Source organism: Microbulbifer maximicatervae (SeqCode) (assembly GCF_052467225.1).
On record NZ_CP174303.1, the window covers coordinates 3,533,912 to 3,549,446 of the forward strand.

Below are 15,535 nucleotides of genomic sequence, written 5' to 3' on the forward strand. Positions count from 1 at the left end.
GCTTACTCTTCTTCAGAGCCGCCGCTAACTTCGATCACTTTGCGACCACGGTAGAAACCGTCTTTGGTCACGTGGTGACGACGGTGCTTTTCACCGGTAGTCGGATCGACGGAAAGGGTAGCACCTGCGCCCAGCGCATCGTGGGAACGGCGCATACCGCGACGGGAACGAGTCTTCTTGTTTTGTTGAACAGCCATTGCTAGCTCCTAAAATAAACAAATTTCGCTGGAACCGGGGCGCCTACCGGCGAGCCCAAACTCATCGGGAAACCTAGGATTTACCCGACGAACCCTTCAACTGCTCCAGCACTTTAAAGGGGTTTGCCTGTTGCTCATCCGCCTCGGCAACCTCGTCACCAAAATGAAAGCTCTCCTTGGAGACACATTCTTCCTGGTGATAAGCCACCATTGGCAAATTGAGCAAAATTTCATCTTCAAGGATCTGGTGCAAGTCCAGCTCATCGCCGTCCTGGATCACCGGGTCCAGATCTTTGGGCAGGGCCTTACCCTGCTCCTCAGTCCATACGATACCCCAGCTAAACTGTGCCTCGATCTGCTCATGGACCGGTGACAAACAGCGCTGACACAAGAGGTCAACTGCAAGTTGAACCTTACCGCTCACCGTTTGGTGACCTTGCAAGTCTCGCTCAAACTGCAATTCAGCAGAAATCTCTCCGTGGACAGACTCAACTGCGCTACCAACCCGAGGCAGGGACTCCAACGGCAAAACACCATCGAGCAACTGCTCTCGCTGTACCAATTTCCGAGCATCAATGCTCTTTGGCAATACTGATTTAGAGGGGGCTATCGACATAAGCGCGCAATTCTATGGACTCACCTTAGCCTTGTCAAAACAAATCAGGCATTGCAGTATCGCCCGGTCACAAACCACTATTCGACTCAGCGGAAAATCCACCAGAATGCCCCACCCTCTGATACTAGCCTCCAGCTCTCCTTACCGCAGAACCCTACTACAACAGCTTGGCATCCCCTTTCAGCAGGATTCGCCCCATATAGATGAAGCACCACAGGCGGGGGAAGCGCCAGCTGCACTCGCCCTGCGCCTCGCCACAGAGAAAGCGCGCGCCCTGGCTGGCCGCCACCCGAAATCACTGATTATCGGTTCAGATCAAGTTGCCTCTTGCGACGGTCAAATACTTGGCAAGCCAGGCAGTAGGGAGCGCGCCATCGCCCAGCTGCAAGCCTGCAACGGCAAAAAAGTGATATTCCACACCGGCTTGAGCCTGCTGAATAGCGCAAGCGGAGAGCAGTTGGGCGATACGGAAACCTTCACCGTCTACTTTCGGCAGTTGAGCACAGAGCAAATTGAACGATATGTAGAGCTGGAACAACCTTACGATTGCGCCGGCTCTTTTAAGGTGGAAGGGCTAGGTATCGCCCTGTTTGAGAGGCTTGAAGGGGCAGATCTCAACACCCTGGTTGGGCTGCCACTAATCCGCCTTACCGATATGCTGAACCACTTTGGCATAGATCCATTGGGCCCGCAGGCCACCTAAAAGAGTGGCGGCCAGCGCAGCAGCTCAGAGAAACGATCGATAACAACCTTGGGGCCACACCCCTGCAGTCGGGTTGGGCAATGAGCGCCATAGCTCACCCCGATAGAGGGCATGCCGATCGCCGCCGCCATTTCCAGGTCGTATACGGTATCCCCTACCATTACCGCCTGCTCCGGACCGGTTCCGGTCTCATGTAGCAACTCATTCAGCATCAGCGGATCAGGCTTGGAAGCGGTCTCATCCGCACAACGACTGGCGGCAAACAAGTGGCCGAGGCCGTGCTCCTCAAATTCCCGATTGAGCCCCTGCCGACTCTTCCCAGTCGCTACCGCCAACTGGTGACCACCGCACAGCAACTGGTCCAGGGTATCCAGGACCCCCTCAAATAACGGCAAGGGTTCAACCCGGGCCGCCATCCACTCATCAAAGTAAAGTTGGCGCAACGTGAGTTTTTCCTCACTGGCAGCCTCCGGAAACAGAGAGGATATCGCCTCCGGCAGACCAAGCCCGATGATGTTGCTAACCGCTTCCGGGGCAAGCACCGACAAACCGGCTCTATCTGCTGCCCGCAACATACAATCGACGATACGCGCCTCAGAATTACAAACCGTCCCGTCCCAATCGAGGATTACCAACATAACAAAAGAACGCCCTACTCTTCCCTTAATCTATTCAGCACTGCACTCAGCTCCGCAGGGAGTGGAGCCTCCACCTCAACCTTGGAGCCATCTGGCAAAGAGCAGCGCACTGAAGCCGAGTGCAAAAAGAGACGCTTCAGACCGCGACCGCGAAATTCACGATTGACTTCGTCCGAGGTGTACTTGTTGTCGCCCGCCAAAGGGCAACCAACAAACTGAGCATGAACTCGAATTTGGTGTGTTCGCCCGGTGACCGGCTCTGCGGAAAGCAGAGTCGCCGCCTTAAATCTCTCAATCAACTTAAAGCGAGTCTCTGAAGGCTTGCCCTCAGGGTGCACTGACACCATTCTCTCGCCGCTTTTCAAAGTGTTCTTGCGCAAAGGTGCCTCAACAACGCGGCGACCTCGGGGCCACTTGCCCACCGCCAATGCCTGATACGATTTACCGATCTTTCCCGCCCGCAACTCCGACTGAACATGCTGCAATACCGCGCGCTTGCGGGCCACCATGATGGCGCCACTGGTATCCCGGTCAAGGCGGTGCACCAACTCAATAAACGGGCTTTGCGGAAACATCTGGCGCAAAACTTCAATCAGACCCAATCTGACACCGCTGCCGCCATGGACCGCAAGGCCCGACGGTTTATTGATCACCATAAGCCCGTGCTTGTCGTAAAGTATGGACTCTTGGATCAGCTGGCGCAGAGATTCACCTGCGAGAGGGGTCTCAGCCTGCTCGGCAACACGAATTGGCGGCACTCGCACCACATCGCCCGCCTTTAACTTGTATTCAGCCTTTATTCGTCCTTTATTTACTCTTACCTCACCCTTACGCAGGATTCGGTATATACGTGAACGCGGCACACCCTTGAGGCGCGCCTGGAGGAAATTGTCGATCCTCTGTCCCGCCAGCTCTTCAGGTACAGTTAAAAGCTGCACGCCGCCAGATGGATTCGAGGTCTTTGATGGGGTCTCGGCCGGAGCCTTCTTAGGGTGGGGTATACTTCGCATGACGCGCATCATAGCGTTGCCAGGGATACAATTGAAGCACCTCCCTGCCCATGCTATATTCGGCCGGCCTGAATTCGGCGTATTTTCGGTCAAAGGCGACTTCCCACATGAAGAGATAGCCGTGACCCCAACGAAAATACCCCATTCGGTCGGTGCGCGGGGATGCCGCGTCATTGATAAAACTTAGCCGTTGAGATGTCCCCCAATTACCAGAACCAGAGGGGAGCTCACCGGCAACAACAGCCCGCGGTTATGCGGGTAATTATCGCGAAGGTAAGACGGGCCGTGACCCGCAGCGCTTGAAAGGACGACTCAAACTTGCGTCCGGTTTTGCAGAATACGACGAGCCAGCAACCGAACTGGCAACCAGGGCAGCACAGCTTCCGCAAGCCTGGTAAAAAAATTAAGAAGAATGGGTATCAGCCAAAAGCTGAACTGCAGAACCTCTGATGATTGACGCAAACCTTGCCGCCCAGCATGAAACAAACCAAGGGGCGGCGCCCAACCCTGCTGCAGAAGCCTGCAGCATAGGTACAGGGCAGTACTAACAAAAGGTATTAAAGGTACCAACGGATAGCACAATAACAGCGCGTATCCGGAGTTTTTGCAGAGCGAATAATAGGCAAATGCCAGTCTCAACAAGCCGCATAGATCCATGGCGCGGTAGAGCTGGCATACCTTATTTTCCCTGCCCTGCCTGGTGGTCCTCTCCACCGGACAGCCAACAAGCAAGCCTGTGAGTAGCGGTGTCACGCCTTTGCGCAACGCAAGGAAAACGACACGCATGAAAAGAATGCTAATCAACGCAACCCAACCTGAAGAGTTGCGTGTTGCCCTGGTCGACGGCCAGTGGCTCTATGATTTAGATATTGAGAACCGAACCCGCCAGCAGAAAAAAGCGAACATCTACAAAGGTAAGATTACCCGTGTAGAACCCTCCCTCGAAGCTGCATTCGTCGACTACGGCGAAGAGCGCCACGGGTTCCTCCCCCTGAAAGAAATCTCTCGCGAGTACTTCCTCAAGCAGCCCAAAGACATCGAAGGCCGCATCAAAATCAAAGATGTTGTCAAAGAAGGCATGGAAGTTATTGTCCAGGTGGACAAAGAAGAGCGCGGCAACAAAGGCGCTGCCCTCACCACCTTTGTTAGCCTCGCCGGCCGCTACTTGGTGTTAATGCCCAACAATCCTCGTGCCGGCGGTATCTCCCGCCGCATTGAAGGTGATGAGCGCTCCGAACTCCGCGATGCATTGGCCAGTGTAGATGTCCCCTCAGGCATGGGCATCATCGTGCGTACCGCCGGCGTTGGCCGCAGCGGTGACGAACTGCAATGGGACCTCAACTACCTGCTGCAACTTTGGAATGCCATCAAGGAAGAAGCTGATACCTCCAAAGCGCCCCACTTCCTGTTCCAGGAAAGCAACGTCATTATCCGCGCCATCCGCGACTACATGCGCGATGATATCGGCGAAGTTATTGTCGACGACAAAGGCGCCTTTGAGCTGGCCGCAGAGTTTGCCCGCCAGGTAATGCCCCACTACGCCAATAAGGTGAAGTACTACGAAGACGCCATTCCGCTGTTCAATCGTTATCAAATTGAAAGCCAGATTGAGACAGCGTTCGAGCGCGAAGTAAAGCTCCCCTCCGGTGGCTCCATCGTTATCGATGTGACCGAGGCCTTGGTATCTATCGATATCAACTCCTCCCGCGCAACCAAGGGCGGCGATATCGAAGAGACCGCGCGCAATATCAACCTGGAAGCCGCCGACGAAATCGCTCGCCAGCTGCGCCTGCGCGATATGGGCGGACTGGTTGTAATCGACTTTATCGACATGCAGAGCAAGTCCAACCAGCGCGAAGTTGAAAAGCGCATGGAGAAGGCCCTCAGCATGGACCGCGCCCGCGTTCAAGTTGGCCGCATCTCCCGCTTCGGACTGCTGGAGATGTCCCGCCAGCGCCTGCGCCCATCCCTGGGTGAAACCACCTTCCGCGTTTGCCCCCGCTGTAGCGGTCAAGGCACTATTCGCGGCACCAAGTCTCTGGCTCTCTCCATTCTCCGCCTGGTAGAAGAGGAAGCGAAGAAAGAGCGCAGCGCCGAGATCCGTGCGATCACCCCGGTGAATGTCGCGACCTATCTGCTGAACGAAAAGCGCAAAACGATCTCCCAGATCGAGTCCCGCAATTCCACTCGCGTAGTAGTTGTACCCAGCGCGGAAATGGAAACGCCGCACTTTGAAGTTCAGCGCCTGCGTGACGATGACACTGCCACCCTGGAAACTTCCTACAAGATTTCTGGCACTGCCGAAGAGACAGTGACCAAGAAAGAGGAAAAGCCACAGCGTCCAGCTGCAGCACAAGCGGCCGTGCAGCAAATTGCCCACACCGCTCCAGCACCCACTCCGGAGAAAAAGGAAGAGCCTGGACTCTTCAGCCGATTGATTAGCGCTATCGCCTCCTTCTTCACCGCAGAAGAGGAAGAGCCGAAGAAGCATCAAAAGTCCAAAGGCCGTGGCAAGGACTACCAGCAGCGCAACCGCAATCGCAACCAGCGCGGAAATCGCAACAACCGCAGCGGCCGCCCCGCGCGCCGCAAGGATGATCGCCGCGAAGACAATAAGCGCGACGACCAACGCGAAGATAAGCGCAGCGCCAAGCTGGATGAGCATGACAGCGCCTCCGATCGCCAAGGTGAAGGTCAGCGCAGACGTCGCCGTCGCCGCAACGACAACCGCCGCAGCGACAACCGCGCTCAAACTGCTGAAGCCCAAAATACCGTTGATACCAACGAACAGGCTGGAGACACCTCCGATCAGCAACGCCCAGCACGTCGCCCGAGCAATGTGCGCGGCCGCCCTCAGGCGCGCCGTCGCGGCGGACGCCGCAGTGAGAACACCGCAGCAACCGCGGTAGCTCACAGCCAGGAAGAGCTGAATCGCGAAGTTCACGAAGCCATCGACGAAGCCGAAAACGAGGTCCGCAAAACTAAGGAAGTCGTAAAAGAGACTCGCACCGAGGCATCCAAACCCAAGGCCAAAGCGAAAGAGTCTCATAAGCCGCAGAGAGCTCCCAAGCAAGCAGCCCAACCCGCCATTACCATGCCGGTGCGAACTGCCCACGAGGAGAAACCTGCACAAGAGACCCCGAAGCCAGCAGCCCAACCGCAAAGCACCCCACAGGTAGCCAAAGCTGCCACCGCCGAGCCGCAGCAACCTACTCAGCCCAAGCCCAAAGCTACCCCGGTAGAAAAAGCAGCTGCGCCAGCTGCCGAGCAGGTCAAGCCTGTAGAGCAAGCACCAGCACGAAAAGCCACCACGGCAGAAGTTCCGGCTGCTCCCAAAGCTGAGGCCACTCCTGCCAAACCAGAAGTAGAAGCAGCAGAGGAAATCGTGCTTGAAGAAGCACAAGCTGCAGCTGAAGCTTTGCAGGAACAGGCAGGCACCAGCGAGCCGGAAGTTCAGGAAGAAATTGTTGCCGCCGAGCAGGCAGCTTCCGAAGAGGGACCGACCGCACCCAGCCAGGGACGCGCAGTAAATGATCCGCGTATCAACCCCAAACCACTGGGTGAATTCTCAATTGTTACTGAGCACCGCAAAGTGGGCTCCCAGCAGCCGCTGGATACCGCGCAACCGGCAGCAATTGAGCACAATCCGCGTGCCCTCGCCCGCCCGGCCAACGACCCGCGTATCAGCCGCAAGGCCGTGGAAGTTGATGCCAACGCAGATATCGATCGCGACTCTGCAGAAGCGAGCTAAGCGATAGCTGCCAAGCCGCCCCAGCCAATGGCCGGGGCGGCCTTATCAACCTGACAGTAAGCCTTGAGCTGGTCAATAAATCACCTAACTTATTGAACTATATAAAAAAAATCAAAATGGCGCTTGTACATCCCCGGAAGCCATGTATAATGCGCAGCACAATTTGGTGGGGTGGCTGAGTGGTCGAAAGCGGCGGTCTTGAAAACCGTTGACTGTAACAGGTCCCAGGGTTCGAATCCCTGCCCCACCGCCATTATTCATACAGAAAGCCCTGATTTTTCAGGGCTTTTTTGTTTCTGCTATTTTTATCCCCCCACTTGTTCCCCCACTTAGCTTTTGCTAGTCCGCAACGTTTCAGATGACGCAAACTCTATACGATACGCGCCAACTGCGGCAGCGCACCAACGTCTTTATCATCTACCCCTTTCCGTGAACATTAGGTCGATTTAGCTCTTTTGCAGGCTCCACGAGAGCCCGCCCATTAACCTTACAAAGACCTCATACGCTTACGCAGCAGCTAGATCGTAATCTCCGGTAGCTGGTCCCACTGAGTCGTATAGGCTGGCGATCGATGCTCCTGCCTCATCTTCCACTTCTTGTCGATACCTTCAGCCCCCAGAAACAAGGTGCCCCGGCCAAACCGTTGATTGATCTGGTCCATGGCCTGCATGGTCTCATCTGATCGTATTGGCTGGCCCGTGGTGAACATGTCGCCCTGGCCCAGTGAGCGGGGGATAAGCTCTACCAGCCCTACCCCCGCTTTCAGGAATCTATGTCCCTGCAGGAACAGCTCTGTAATGGCGCGCTTTACCAGCTGCACTATCAGCCGTGTGTCATCCGTGGGGTATGGGCTTTGTACCACGGTGCTGCGGCTGTAGTAGAGCGGCTCATGGGGTGAGGTATGCAGGAAGACATGGATAGACTTTACCAGGGAGTCCTGGGCCCGCAGCTTCTCCGCCGCCCTGCTCGCGTACAAGGTAACGGCCTGCAGTATCGGCTGCAGATCGGTGAGCTTTTCGCCGAATGAGCGTGTGCAATAGATCTGTTTCTTGGCCGGTGGCTGCTCTTCCAGGCTTAAGCAACTAATGCCATTTAGCTCTTCTATCGTGCGCTCAATATTTACATTCGTATGGCTGCGTAGAATTTTCGGGTTGGCTTGTGCCAAGTCATAGGCTGTCTTGATACCCAGGTGCCCAAGTCGCCTTGAAAGGCGCCTGCCTACACCCCACACATCACCCACTTCAGTGCGTCGCTGCAGCCATTGCCACTTTGCGGGGGAGTCCAAGACGCAGACGCCCTGACATTTGGGGATCTTCTTGGCAACTCTATTTGCCAGCTTGGCCAGGGTTTTACTGGGAGCAATGCCAACGCCCACCGGCATGCGAACATCCCGCCAGAGGGTTTGCCTTATTTGCTGGCCGTAATCCAGTAGACACTCTTGCAACCCATGCAGATCCAGAAACATCTCATCGATGCTATAGACTTCAACCTCTGGACTGTACTGCTTCAGCGTTATCATTACCCGGTGGGAAATATCGCCGTACAGGGCGTAGTTACTCGAGAAGATCTTTACCCCGTGCTTTCGCAATAGATGCTCAATCTTGAAGAACGGCTGCAAGTCGGGAATACCTAACACTTTGGCTTCTTTCGAGCGAGCCACCACGCAACCATCATTATTGGAAAGGACTACCACCGGGAGCCCGCGCAGGTCGGGGCGGAATATCTGTTCGCAGCTGGCATAGCAGCTGTTGCAATCAACCAGTGCCAACATCAGCAGGACCGGTGGTACCGCACGGAAGCCTTGACCACTCCCTCAACAATCAATTCCTGCCCCTCCCAAATGGGAATCGGTGCGTATTTGTCATTGGCTGATAGCAGGCGGCCCTGTTGGCGGTCGAGCACCTTGCACGTTAACTGCCCATCCAGGGCAACCACCACCACATCTCCGTGGATTGGTGTTAATGATCGGTCGACTACCAGCAGGTCCCGGTCAAAGATGCCGAGGTTCTGCATAGAGTCGCCGTTGGCGCGGGCGAGGAATGTCGCCGCCGGGCTGGTTATCAGGTGTTGATCCAGGCTCAGCGCCGCTTCTTTGTGGTCATCCGCTGGCGAAGGAAAGCCGCAGCTAACGCCACTGCCGTATAGAGGGGAAAGTTTCATGTGCTCTAGCAATATACTGTATCTTTATACAGTGTATTAGCGAGCACCCACTAAAGACAAGTAGCCAGTGTGACTCCAGGGCCTCACAGGTACTTTTGTACTCAAGCCATCTCGGCGCCGCCACCTCCTTTTGACTCAACCGAATAGATAACACCTTGGATAATGGTGCTCACTTCCTCACCTATCAGCTTTAATACGGCATCCATTCCCGCCAAATCGGGGCAGCCTGTTACCCACTCCAGGGCCACACACAGATTTGTGACTCGCTGCAATTGTCCCATTTGCGCTTTTATAGGCATGCTCAACTCCTTGTAACTATTAGCCCTATCTCAACCTTGTGTCACCTAACACCGGTTATCTTTATTGCCTTATGACGACAAGTCGCCAAACGCACCTCGATATTTGAGGCCGGATCACTAGCCGATCACCTGCGCAACGCACGGAAACAGGAGAGGATGACGATTGCACAGCTGGCAAGGCAGCAGGGGCTTGTGTTATCTCAAATTTCGAAAATGGAAACGGGCGTACAAAGAATTCCGGCGGACCTGCTGCCGGTATGGTGTGAGGCGGTTGGGATTACTTTGGCGGAGGTGTACGGGGTGGAGAACCTGCACCACTTTGCACAGATTCCATTCCCGCCTTTTATTGCTCGACTTTATTCGCAACTACCGGAGAATTTTCGCAAGCATATTCATCCGGTCATTGAGAGTAGATACCAACTCTGGAAGAGGTTGGGAGTAGTGGTAGGACAGCCGGTTACCCTAACTGCCCCCACGCAGATCCGGACGTGCGGAACTACCGCATCCGGCTCTTCAGTAATATATTCGCTCGTGTAAAGCACGAACCCTAATACCAGTCCACAAGTATACTGCGTTTGTATACTCGCGGTGGCTTTAGCCCAAAATATCCCAGCATTTCCTTTAGACTATTCCAGTTATAACTCTTGCGCTGACTCCGTCGATTGAGCCATTTGTGTATGCTGTGTAGAACATAGCTGTACAAACGGGACAAGCTTCGACTGTTGTCTGGCAGACCGAAGTAGTTCTGGAAGCCTTGTAGCTTGCGCTTCAGTGTGGGCAGCCATTCTCTCAGACGCTCACTGCGCTTGGCTTTGATCCAGTGGTAGAGCGCTTCCATTGTGCCCTTCTGTTTCTTTGCGGCAGTCCGGCGCCTGAGCCTGGGACGTTTGTTGACGTCCAAGCTCCAGTAGAACTCAAAACCCAGAAACTGGAACTGCCGTTTTCGGCCCGGATGGAAGCGGCTAAAGCGCTTCAGGTGCGTTTTCTCGGGGGCTAACTGCAGGCCAAACTTGTTCAGCCGTTGCGGTAGTACCCGGTAAAAGCGCTCTGCATCCGTTTTCAATTGGAAAGCCGCTACATAATCATCGGCGTACCGGATTAGCATGGCTCTGCCACGCATACGCGGCTTAACCTTCTTCTCGAACCACAAATCCAGGACGTAGTGCAGATAGATGTTCGCCAGTACCGGACTGATCACGCCACCTTGCGGGGTGCCTGCTGCCGCTTTACTGAACTTACCATCTGGAGTTTGCACGCGCACCTTAAGCCACTGTTTAATCAGTGTCAGCAGGGCTTTGTCGTCGATACGAAGGGCTAGCATGCGCAGTAACCAGTCGTGATCCAGCTGATCAAAGAAGCCTTTAATATCGGCTTCAACGATGTAGCCGTAGCCTTTGAATTGCAGGTTTAAGCCAAGGCTATGTACGGCTTGGTGGGCGCTTTTCCTGGGGCGGTAGCCGTAGCTAAAGGGCAGAAAATCCTGCTCCCAGATACTTTGCAGTAGCTGCGCTACGCTCTGCTGCACCAGTTTGTCTTCCACCGTAGGCAGCCCCAGTGGGCGCTGCTTGCCGTTGCCTTTGGGAATCAATACCCGCTTAATCGCCTGGGTACGGTAGCGTTTGTCACACAGCCGTTGATGTAGGCATTGGATATTTTGCGGCAGACCTTGCCGGTAAACTTCGGTTGTTACTCCATCAATACCGCAGCGGGCCTGCTTGTTGAGCTGGCCCCAGCTTTGATACAGCAGGTTGGAATTTAGCAGTCCGTATAAATTCTGAAACCTGTGCGTGGGGTGGCTCTGTGCTTTAAATGCGATGGCGTGCAAGGCGGTTGTCATAGTGTATCCAGCCCTACTTTGTCCGGACTATGTTTCTGTTGCACACCGATATTACTGTCAGCCCCTTCGCCATGTAAGCGGCTTTCCCGCTCTCGGACTACTATGAGCTGATCCGACTTCCGAGTGGTCTTCGTTGGTTTCACCATTAGGCTTAACTTCCCTACCTGCTCCTTCAGGAACCTGCTCGGATCTCTCAAGTTCTCAATACCTCTCTTTCTACATGCCATGGCTTGATAACCCCGCCGATCCGCCACAACCTCACCAATGCGGTTGCTTTGCCTGGACTTCGATGGCGTTACACATCTCGTCGATCGGAGCTCACTTTATTATCGGAGCGATACCAGCACTTCAGGATCACGATAACCCCTATGGCCTATAGAATTCTCTGTGTACGCTTCACATAGTTTGTTCACAGTGAGAAAAAAATGAGTATATTTTTTTTCCTTCTGCTCCGCCCTACGCGCAACACTCGATACGGGTGGCTGGTTAGGCCTTACCCGACAGGGACTTCCACCCTGCAAGAAGCATCAAGCTTAGCTTGACGCACTAACGCTCCCAACAGCGGCTGAGCGTAGCGAGGTCCAGCCCCGGAGAGTCGATGCCACTTGGCCTTGTTAACCAATTTTACGCTCCAATTCTGACCGAAGGGCTTTAAACAACACTTCAATCTCATTACGCTCAAAACCCAAGATAGAATGGAACTTAGTTACGTTTAGCGCAGAAGCTCCATACAAGATTTCACCGAATGAACTATTTATGGCTAATGCACACTCATATGAGCACTCCGATATACTTTGTGGCCAAGCGGCGCTTATCGATTCCAGCGTTTCTTTCTCAAAGCCAAACAAAGTCGGACATTCCGAGCCCCACTTTTCGATCCAGTATTCAAATGCTGCCGCAATAATCGTATTTTCTCTCTCAGAAATCATGCTTTATTTTTTGGTTAACGCTACGAGCATAGGCGAAATGTGCAGCATTTTGTCCCATGCCTTGCTTTGTTAACGCTTAAGTTCTCTGATGGTAAGCCGTTTCCATTTACCTGTGAGTGCGTAGGACTCTCCCTGGATTTCGTAGCTTATATTGCATGGTAATTCGGACGGACCATATATTGATGTGACATCTACGATAGGGCTAGATAAGACCACTGCCCCTGATGCCACCCTAATTGCTTGAGGTTGGTACTGCCTAGTGAAGCTTCCTACCCCTTCCCCAATAACTAAATTGGACAGCTGAACTGGATCCTCACTATGATTTCGGATATAGACTTCATTCACCGAGAGAATAGTGTCCGGGGATGAGAGGTACTTCTCTTGGCTCGGGGAAAGAGCATATGTATTTGGTAGGCGCTCTTTACCCAGGGTGATGAATGCGTCAAAGCTGATGGTATTGTCTTCTGAGTAGATAAGACACTGAAAATATTCACTGTATTCTACGCCCGAAGAATCTACCACCTGACCGCTTTGTGTGCACCCATAAGCGAGCAACAGAAAGAAGATAATACTGAGGGATCTAACCACCAATCTATCCATGAGTGTTAACGCCACTAGCAAAGGCTGAGGAGCCTAAGCGACGAGGTCCAGCACGAAGCGCGAATTTGTCTAGCTTTGTTAAATGTTTTACAGGAGATTGTTGTTTTTTGCATATGCGTACATCAACTCTTCCAAGTCGTTAGGATATTTATAAAAATCAGAATCTAGTGAATCTAATTTTAAAGCCCCACTTTCCTCAAGTGCCACAAGTTCCTGTTGACGAACTTCTCGGTCTTTAGGTGGACCCATCTCACCAAAACTAGCATTCGCCGCTTCGACAATGCTAGCCGTTTTTGACGCACCAATTTTATGCAAAGACGCAACAGTTTCGCTGGAGATATCTCCAGCGGAATTCCAAAAGAACTGATTAAACCCTCCGTTATTCACTTCCGCTTCCAACACCCATACACTAACTAGCACTAGCTCATGCTCATTTAGACTCTCTGATCCAGTCTCCAAATACTTATCAATTATTGGATTAACTAGCCCCATCAACTTGTCAAATTGTTCTGTCATAGCTCTCTGTACATTTAACGTCGTGCTCTGGGGAAACCGGAGCGTGGCGTAGGTTTGGCCCTAGCAGCACTTTGTCAGGAGCTCCACACATCACTGAGCCTGAACATTGAATTGCAGCTTTTTTCTAGCAGATCAATATTATTCCTCACGAGTTCGATTTTTTCTCGCATATTTTTCTTATACTCTTCATGGCTTACCTCCCCCACTATATAAACCCACTCCTCCCAGTCTTCGTCTGAGACTGGCGATCTGTTAATTTCTTTCCAGAACATCTCATTGGCCCCAATCTCGTCTGAGGCTAAAAGTTCGAGAATATCTATTACATTTCCTTTCGTGAGAAATCTAAAAGCTGCGTCCACAATAAAATCAGCAGTCGGTGTTTCCTGGCGGAGCTCTTCATCATATAGCTTTTTAAAATTTTCAAATTCTTGATCCATCGAGACTCCTAACGCCGCCAACACGGTCCGAAATGTAGCAGCGAAGCTGCGGAATGTAGGTCCAACCTAAGCTTGCTTGGGCGTTGCTTGCTGCATTTATTAGGCATGGGCTACTCTCCGAACTCGATTAATTTGAGGAGTTCACCCTCGCTCTTTGCGATTACCTCTTCGGATTGTGCCTGATGGCACCAATAGAATATATAGCCACCACAATGCCTGACCAAAAAATTGCCGTTATCATCAACTCCGATCAGGGTTGATTGCTTACCTTTCCACCAGTCTGCTTGTAAGGGGCGCCTATCCTCTTCCCGAAGTAAGCAGGCTAGTTTAATCTGCTTGCCAGAGAATTTTATGGTGCGTTTAATCCCAAGATTACTTATCGCTTTATCTAGAGAAGTCATGGATTCGTTTACTGCCTAACGGGGCGGCCGAAGGCCCGTAGCAACCTGCTTGTACTTGCTAAGCATTGCAACGCTATAAGCCAGAATAAGTTTGGAAAACCTCATGACCTTTGTAGTCCCCTCGCTCATTTAAGTTGATATATATTTGAATGGCACATTCATAGAATAGCCAAAGAAATATAGATTCAACGTTACAGTCAGCCTCATTTTCTCGTACTACGGCCTGATATCTAAAAGAATACTTATCGTAAGAATACACAATGTTAGCTGAGGCTAAATATTCTTCAATTACGTCCTTACTATCGCCTTGCGATAGATTAGCAGAAATACTTTCCTGTATTTTCTTGACTGTATTAAGACTATTCCCCCAAGCAGGATTGCTAATTATTACTAGTGCTAATATGGTAGCTATCCTCAATGCTCTTCCTTGAACGCTTAACAGTGTATTCAAAAGCAGCTGAAATATATCACCCATCACTATACCCACAAACTTCCTTCGACCACGATATAAAAAGCCTTTAAGTAACATTAACCTATCGACAGTTGGCACCAATGTACATAAATGGGTATATTGCAGCTGCATTATACCCAGACATTTTGGGTGCCATATATATTTTTGGAACCCCCTTAAAAGTCAAATAGTTAACGCCTTTTTTTCCTGTGCATAGATGAGGATGCTTTTGATCCCAGATATACAAAGTAGGCTAAGTGACTTGGTTATCCCAGAAAATATTGTTTAACGCCGCCAGCATCTACCAGCCGTTGCTGCCGTTAATATACAGCAGGCCGTCCGCCTGATTCAGCGCAACCTTTGCCGGGAAAAATTGCCAGTAGCCAGGGTCCGCCACGTAGCGGGCCAGCTGGCCGTTTTGGTTTGCCCACTCATTGCTACCGGTGGCAACTATGTAGCGGTCGCCATCGTCGGGGGGATCGTTTTGGATGCCCTGCACTTCGATTTGCAGAAGCGCGTAAGTTCATTGTTACAAACACCCCACTCACCATCATCATCCGCATAAACTCGCTCACCGCAGTTAATTGCAACCATACTCACCCACTCGGAATCGCCATCACTGCAATAGAACTATGCACGACCATGCGATTCGCCACTTCACCAATGCAGTCAGAAACAAGGCCCGCTGCCTCGTCAATCACATTGACCGCCTGCCCTGCATCTGTGGTGAGTGTCTTCGTTGTCACATAGACCCGATCCATCGGGCATCGGTCTGCACGCTGTTCTGATCATCAATCACGGCAATAACGCACTTGAGCACAGCGACGGCTTGAGCTTCGGAGCTTGCGGGCTCAGCCTTTTGCGTGATTGCAGATCGCACAATCGTACCAGTACAGTGGCGGTCGTCGATGATGTAGGCAAATTGCCAAGCCTGGCACTCTATAAACAATATAAATATAGGAATTTCTTACTAAACTAGTTATCCCTATA

General features: G+C 52.3%; 18 protein-coding genes and 1 tRNA gene. 4 read left to right on the forward strand and 15 right to left on the reverse strand.

Annotation, left to right across the window (positions count from 1 at the left end):
* Nucleotides 1-2: 2 nt before the first annotated feature.
* Both rpmF and ACJJIZ_RS15465 read right to left on the reverse strand, forming a co-directional pair.
* Nucleotides 3-197: a 50S ribosomal protein L32 gene (gene rpmF, locus ACJJIZ_RS15460; RefSeq protein ID WP_108733564.1), complete on the reverse strand. Its 195-nt coding sequence runs from the start codon at nucleotides 195-197 to the stop codon at nucleotides 3-5.
* Nucleotides 198-270: 73 nt separating this feature from the next.
* Nucleotides 271-813 carry a YceD family protein gene (locus ACJJIZ_RS15465; protein ID WP_444896972.1) on the reverse strand — a complete coding sequence of 181 codons (543 nt, stop codon included), beginning with the start codon at nucleotides 811-813 and terminating at the stop codon, nucleotides 271-273.
* 106 nt (nucleotides 814-919) lie between these two features.
* Between ACJJIZ_RS15465 and ACJJIZ_RS15470 the strand changes: the two genes are divergently transcribed.
* Nucleotides 920-1,516, forward strand: a complete 597-nt coding sequence (locus ACJJIZ_RS15470; RefSeq protein WP_444914007.1) for a Maf family protein — start codon at nucleotides 920-922, stop codon at nucleotides 1,514-1,516.
* Here the strand turns inward: ACJJIZ_RS15470 and ACJJIZ_RS15475 are convergent.
* Nucleotides 1,513-2,154 carry an HAD-IA family hydrolase gene (locus ACJJIZ_RS15475; RefSeq protein WP_444914008.1) on the reverse strand — a complete coding sequence of 214 codons (642 nt, stop codon included), beginning with the start codon at nucleotides 2,152-2,154 and terminating at the stop codon, nucleotides 1,513-1,515. The two genes, ACJJIZ_RS15470 and ACJJIZ_RS15475, sit on opposite strands and share 4 nt — an antisense overlap.
* A 14-nt stretch (nucleotides 2,155-2,168) precedes the next feature.
* Entirely contained in the window at nucleotides 2,169-3,164 is a 996-nt protein-coding gene (gene rluC, locus ACJJIZ_RS15480) for a 23S rRNA pseudouridine(955/2504/2580) synthase RluC (protein WP_444914009.1), read from the reverse strand.
* A gap of 784 nt (nucleotides 3,165-3,948) precedes the next feature.
* Between rluC and rne the strand changes: the two genes are divergently transcribed.
* The gene (gene rne, locus ACJJIZ_RS15485; RefSeq protein WP_413662287.1) at nucleotides 3,949-6,915 is read left to right on the forward strand and encodes a ribonuclease E; all 2,967 of its coding nucleotides are present in this window, start codon (nucleotides 3,949-3,951) and stop codon (nucleotides 6,913-6,915) included.
* 165 nt (nucleotides 6,916-7,080) lie between these two features.
* Nucleotides 7,081-7,168, forward strand: a tRNA-Ser gene (locus ACJJIZ_RS15490).
* Between the two features lie 264 nt (nucleotides 7,169-7,432).
* Here ACJJIZ_RS15490 and ACJJIZ_RS15495 read toward each other — a convergent pair.
* The 3 genes from ACJJIZ_RS15495 to ACJJIZ_RS15505 all read right to left on the reverse strand — a co-directional run bounded on the left by ACJJIZ_RS15495 (nucleotide 7,433) and on the right by ACJJIZ_RS15505 (nucleotide 9,374).
* Entirely contained in the window at nucleotides 7,433-8,686 is a 1,254-nt protein-coding gene (locus ACJJIZ_RS15495) for a Y-family DNA polymerase (protein WP_444914010.1), read from the reverse strand.
* Nucleotides 8,686-9,075, reverse strand: coding sequence for a LexA family protein (locus ACJJIZ_RS15500; RefSeq protein WP_444908054.1), 390 nt, complete (start codon nucleotides 9,073-9,075; stop codon nucleotides 8,686-8,688). The genes ACJJIZ_RS15495 and ACJJIZ_RS15500 overlap by 1 nt, the downstream gene beginning before the upstream one ends.
* 101 nt (nucleotides 9,076-9,176) lie before the next feature.
* A complete protein-coding gene (locus ACJJIZ_RS15505) occupies nucleotides 9,177-9,374 on the reverse strand; it encodes a hypothetical protein (RefSeq protein ID WP_444914011.1) in 198 nt (65 codons plus the stop codon).
* A gap of 129 nt (nucleotides 9,375-9,503) precedes the next feature.
* On the opposite strand from ACJJIZ_RS15505, the gene ACJJIZ_RS15510 reads away from it, so the two are divergent.
* Complete coding sequence (locus ACJJIZ_RS15510; RefSeq protein ID WP_444916212.1) at nucleotides 9,504-9,911, forward strand: helix-turn-helix domain-containing protein; 408 nt, start codon at nucleotides 9,504-9,506, stop codon at nucleotides 9,909-9,911.
* Between the two features lie 10 nt (nucleotides 9,912-9,921).
* On the opposite strand, the gene ltrA is transcribed toward ACJJIZ_RS15510, so the two are convergent.
* From ltrA to ACJJIZ_RS15550, 8 genes are all read right to left on the reverse strand, one after another.
* On the reverse strand, nucleotides 9,922-11,211 hold the full coding sequence (ltrA, locus tag ACJJIZ_RS15515; RefSeq protein ID WP_444914012.1) for a group II intron reverse transcriptase/maturase: 1,290 nt from the start codon (nucleotides 11,209-11,211) through the stop codon (nucleotides 9,922-9,924).
* 614 nt (nucleotides 11,212-11,825) lie between these two features.
* Nucleotides 11,826-12,140, reverse strand: coding sequence for a hypothetical protein (locus tag ACJJIZ_RS15520; protein ID WP_444914013.1), 315 nt, complete (start codon nucleotides 12,138-12,140; stop codon nucleotides 11,826-11,828).
* A gap of 687 nt (nucleotides 12,141-12,827) precedes the next feature.
* Complete coding sequence (locus ACJJIZ_RS15525; protein ID WP_444914014.1) at nucleotides 12,828-13,256, reverse strand: DMP19 family protein; 429 nt, start codon at nucleotides 13,254-13,256, stop codon at nucleotides 12,828-12,830.
* 74 nt (nucleotides 13,257-13,330) lie between these two features.
* A complete protein-coding gene (locus ACJJIZ_RS15530) occupies nucleotides 13,331-13,693 on the reverse strand; it encodes a hypothetical protein (protein ID WP_444914015.1) in 363 nt (120 codons plus the stop codon).
* 474 nt (nucleotides 13,694-14,167) lie between these two features.
* On the reverse strand, nucleotides 14,168-14,569 hold the full coding sequence (locus ACJJIZ_RS15535; protein WP_444914016.1) for a hypothetical protein: 402 nt from the start codon (nucleotides 14,567-14,569) through the stop codon (nucleotides 14,168-14,170).
* Nucleotides 14,570-14,846: 277 nt separating this feature from the next.
* A complete protein-coding gene (locus ACJJIZ_RS15540) occupies nucleotides 14,847-15,056 on the reverse strand; it encodes a DUF2793 domain-containing protein (RefSeq protein ID WP_444916213.1) in 210 nt (69 codons plus the stop codon).
* Nucleotides 15,057-15,141: 85 nt separating this feature from the next.
* Complete coding sequence (locus tag ACJJIZ_RS15545) at nucleotides 15,142-15,291, reverse strand: hypothetical protein (RefSeq protein WP_444914017.1); 150 nt, start codon at nucleotides 15,289-15,291, stop codon at nucleotides 15,142-15,144.
* Complete coding sequence (locus ACJJIZ_RS15550) at nucleotides 15,288-15,494, reverse strand: hypothetical protein (RefSeq protein WP_444914018.1); 207 nt, start codon at nucleotides 15,492-15,494, stop codon at nucleotides 15,288-15,290. The genes ACJJIZ_RS15545 and ACJJIZ_RS15550 overlap by 4 nt, the downstream gene beginning before the upstream one ends.
* Nucleotides 15,495-15,535: the final 41 nt, after the last annotated feature.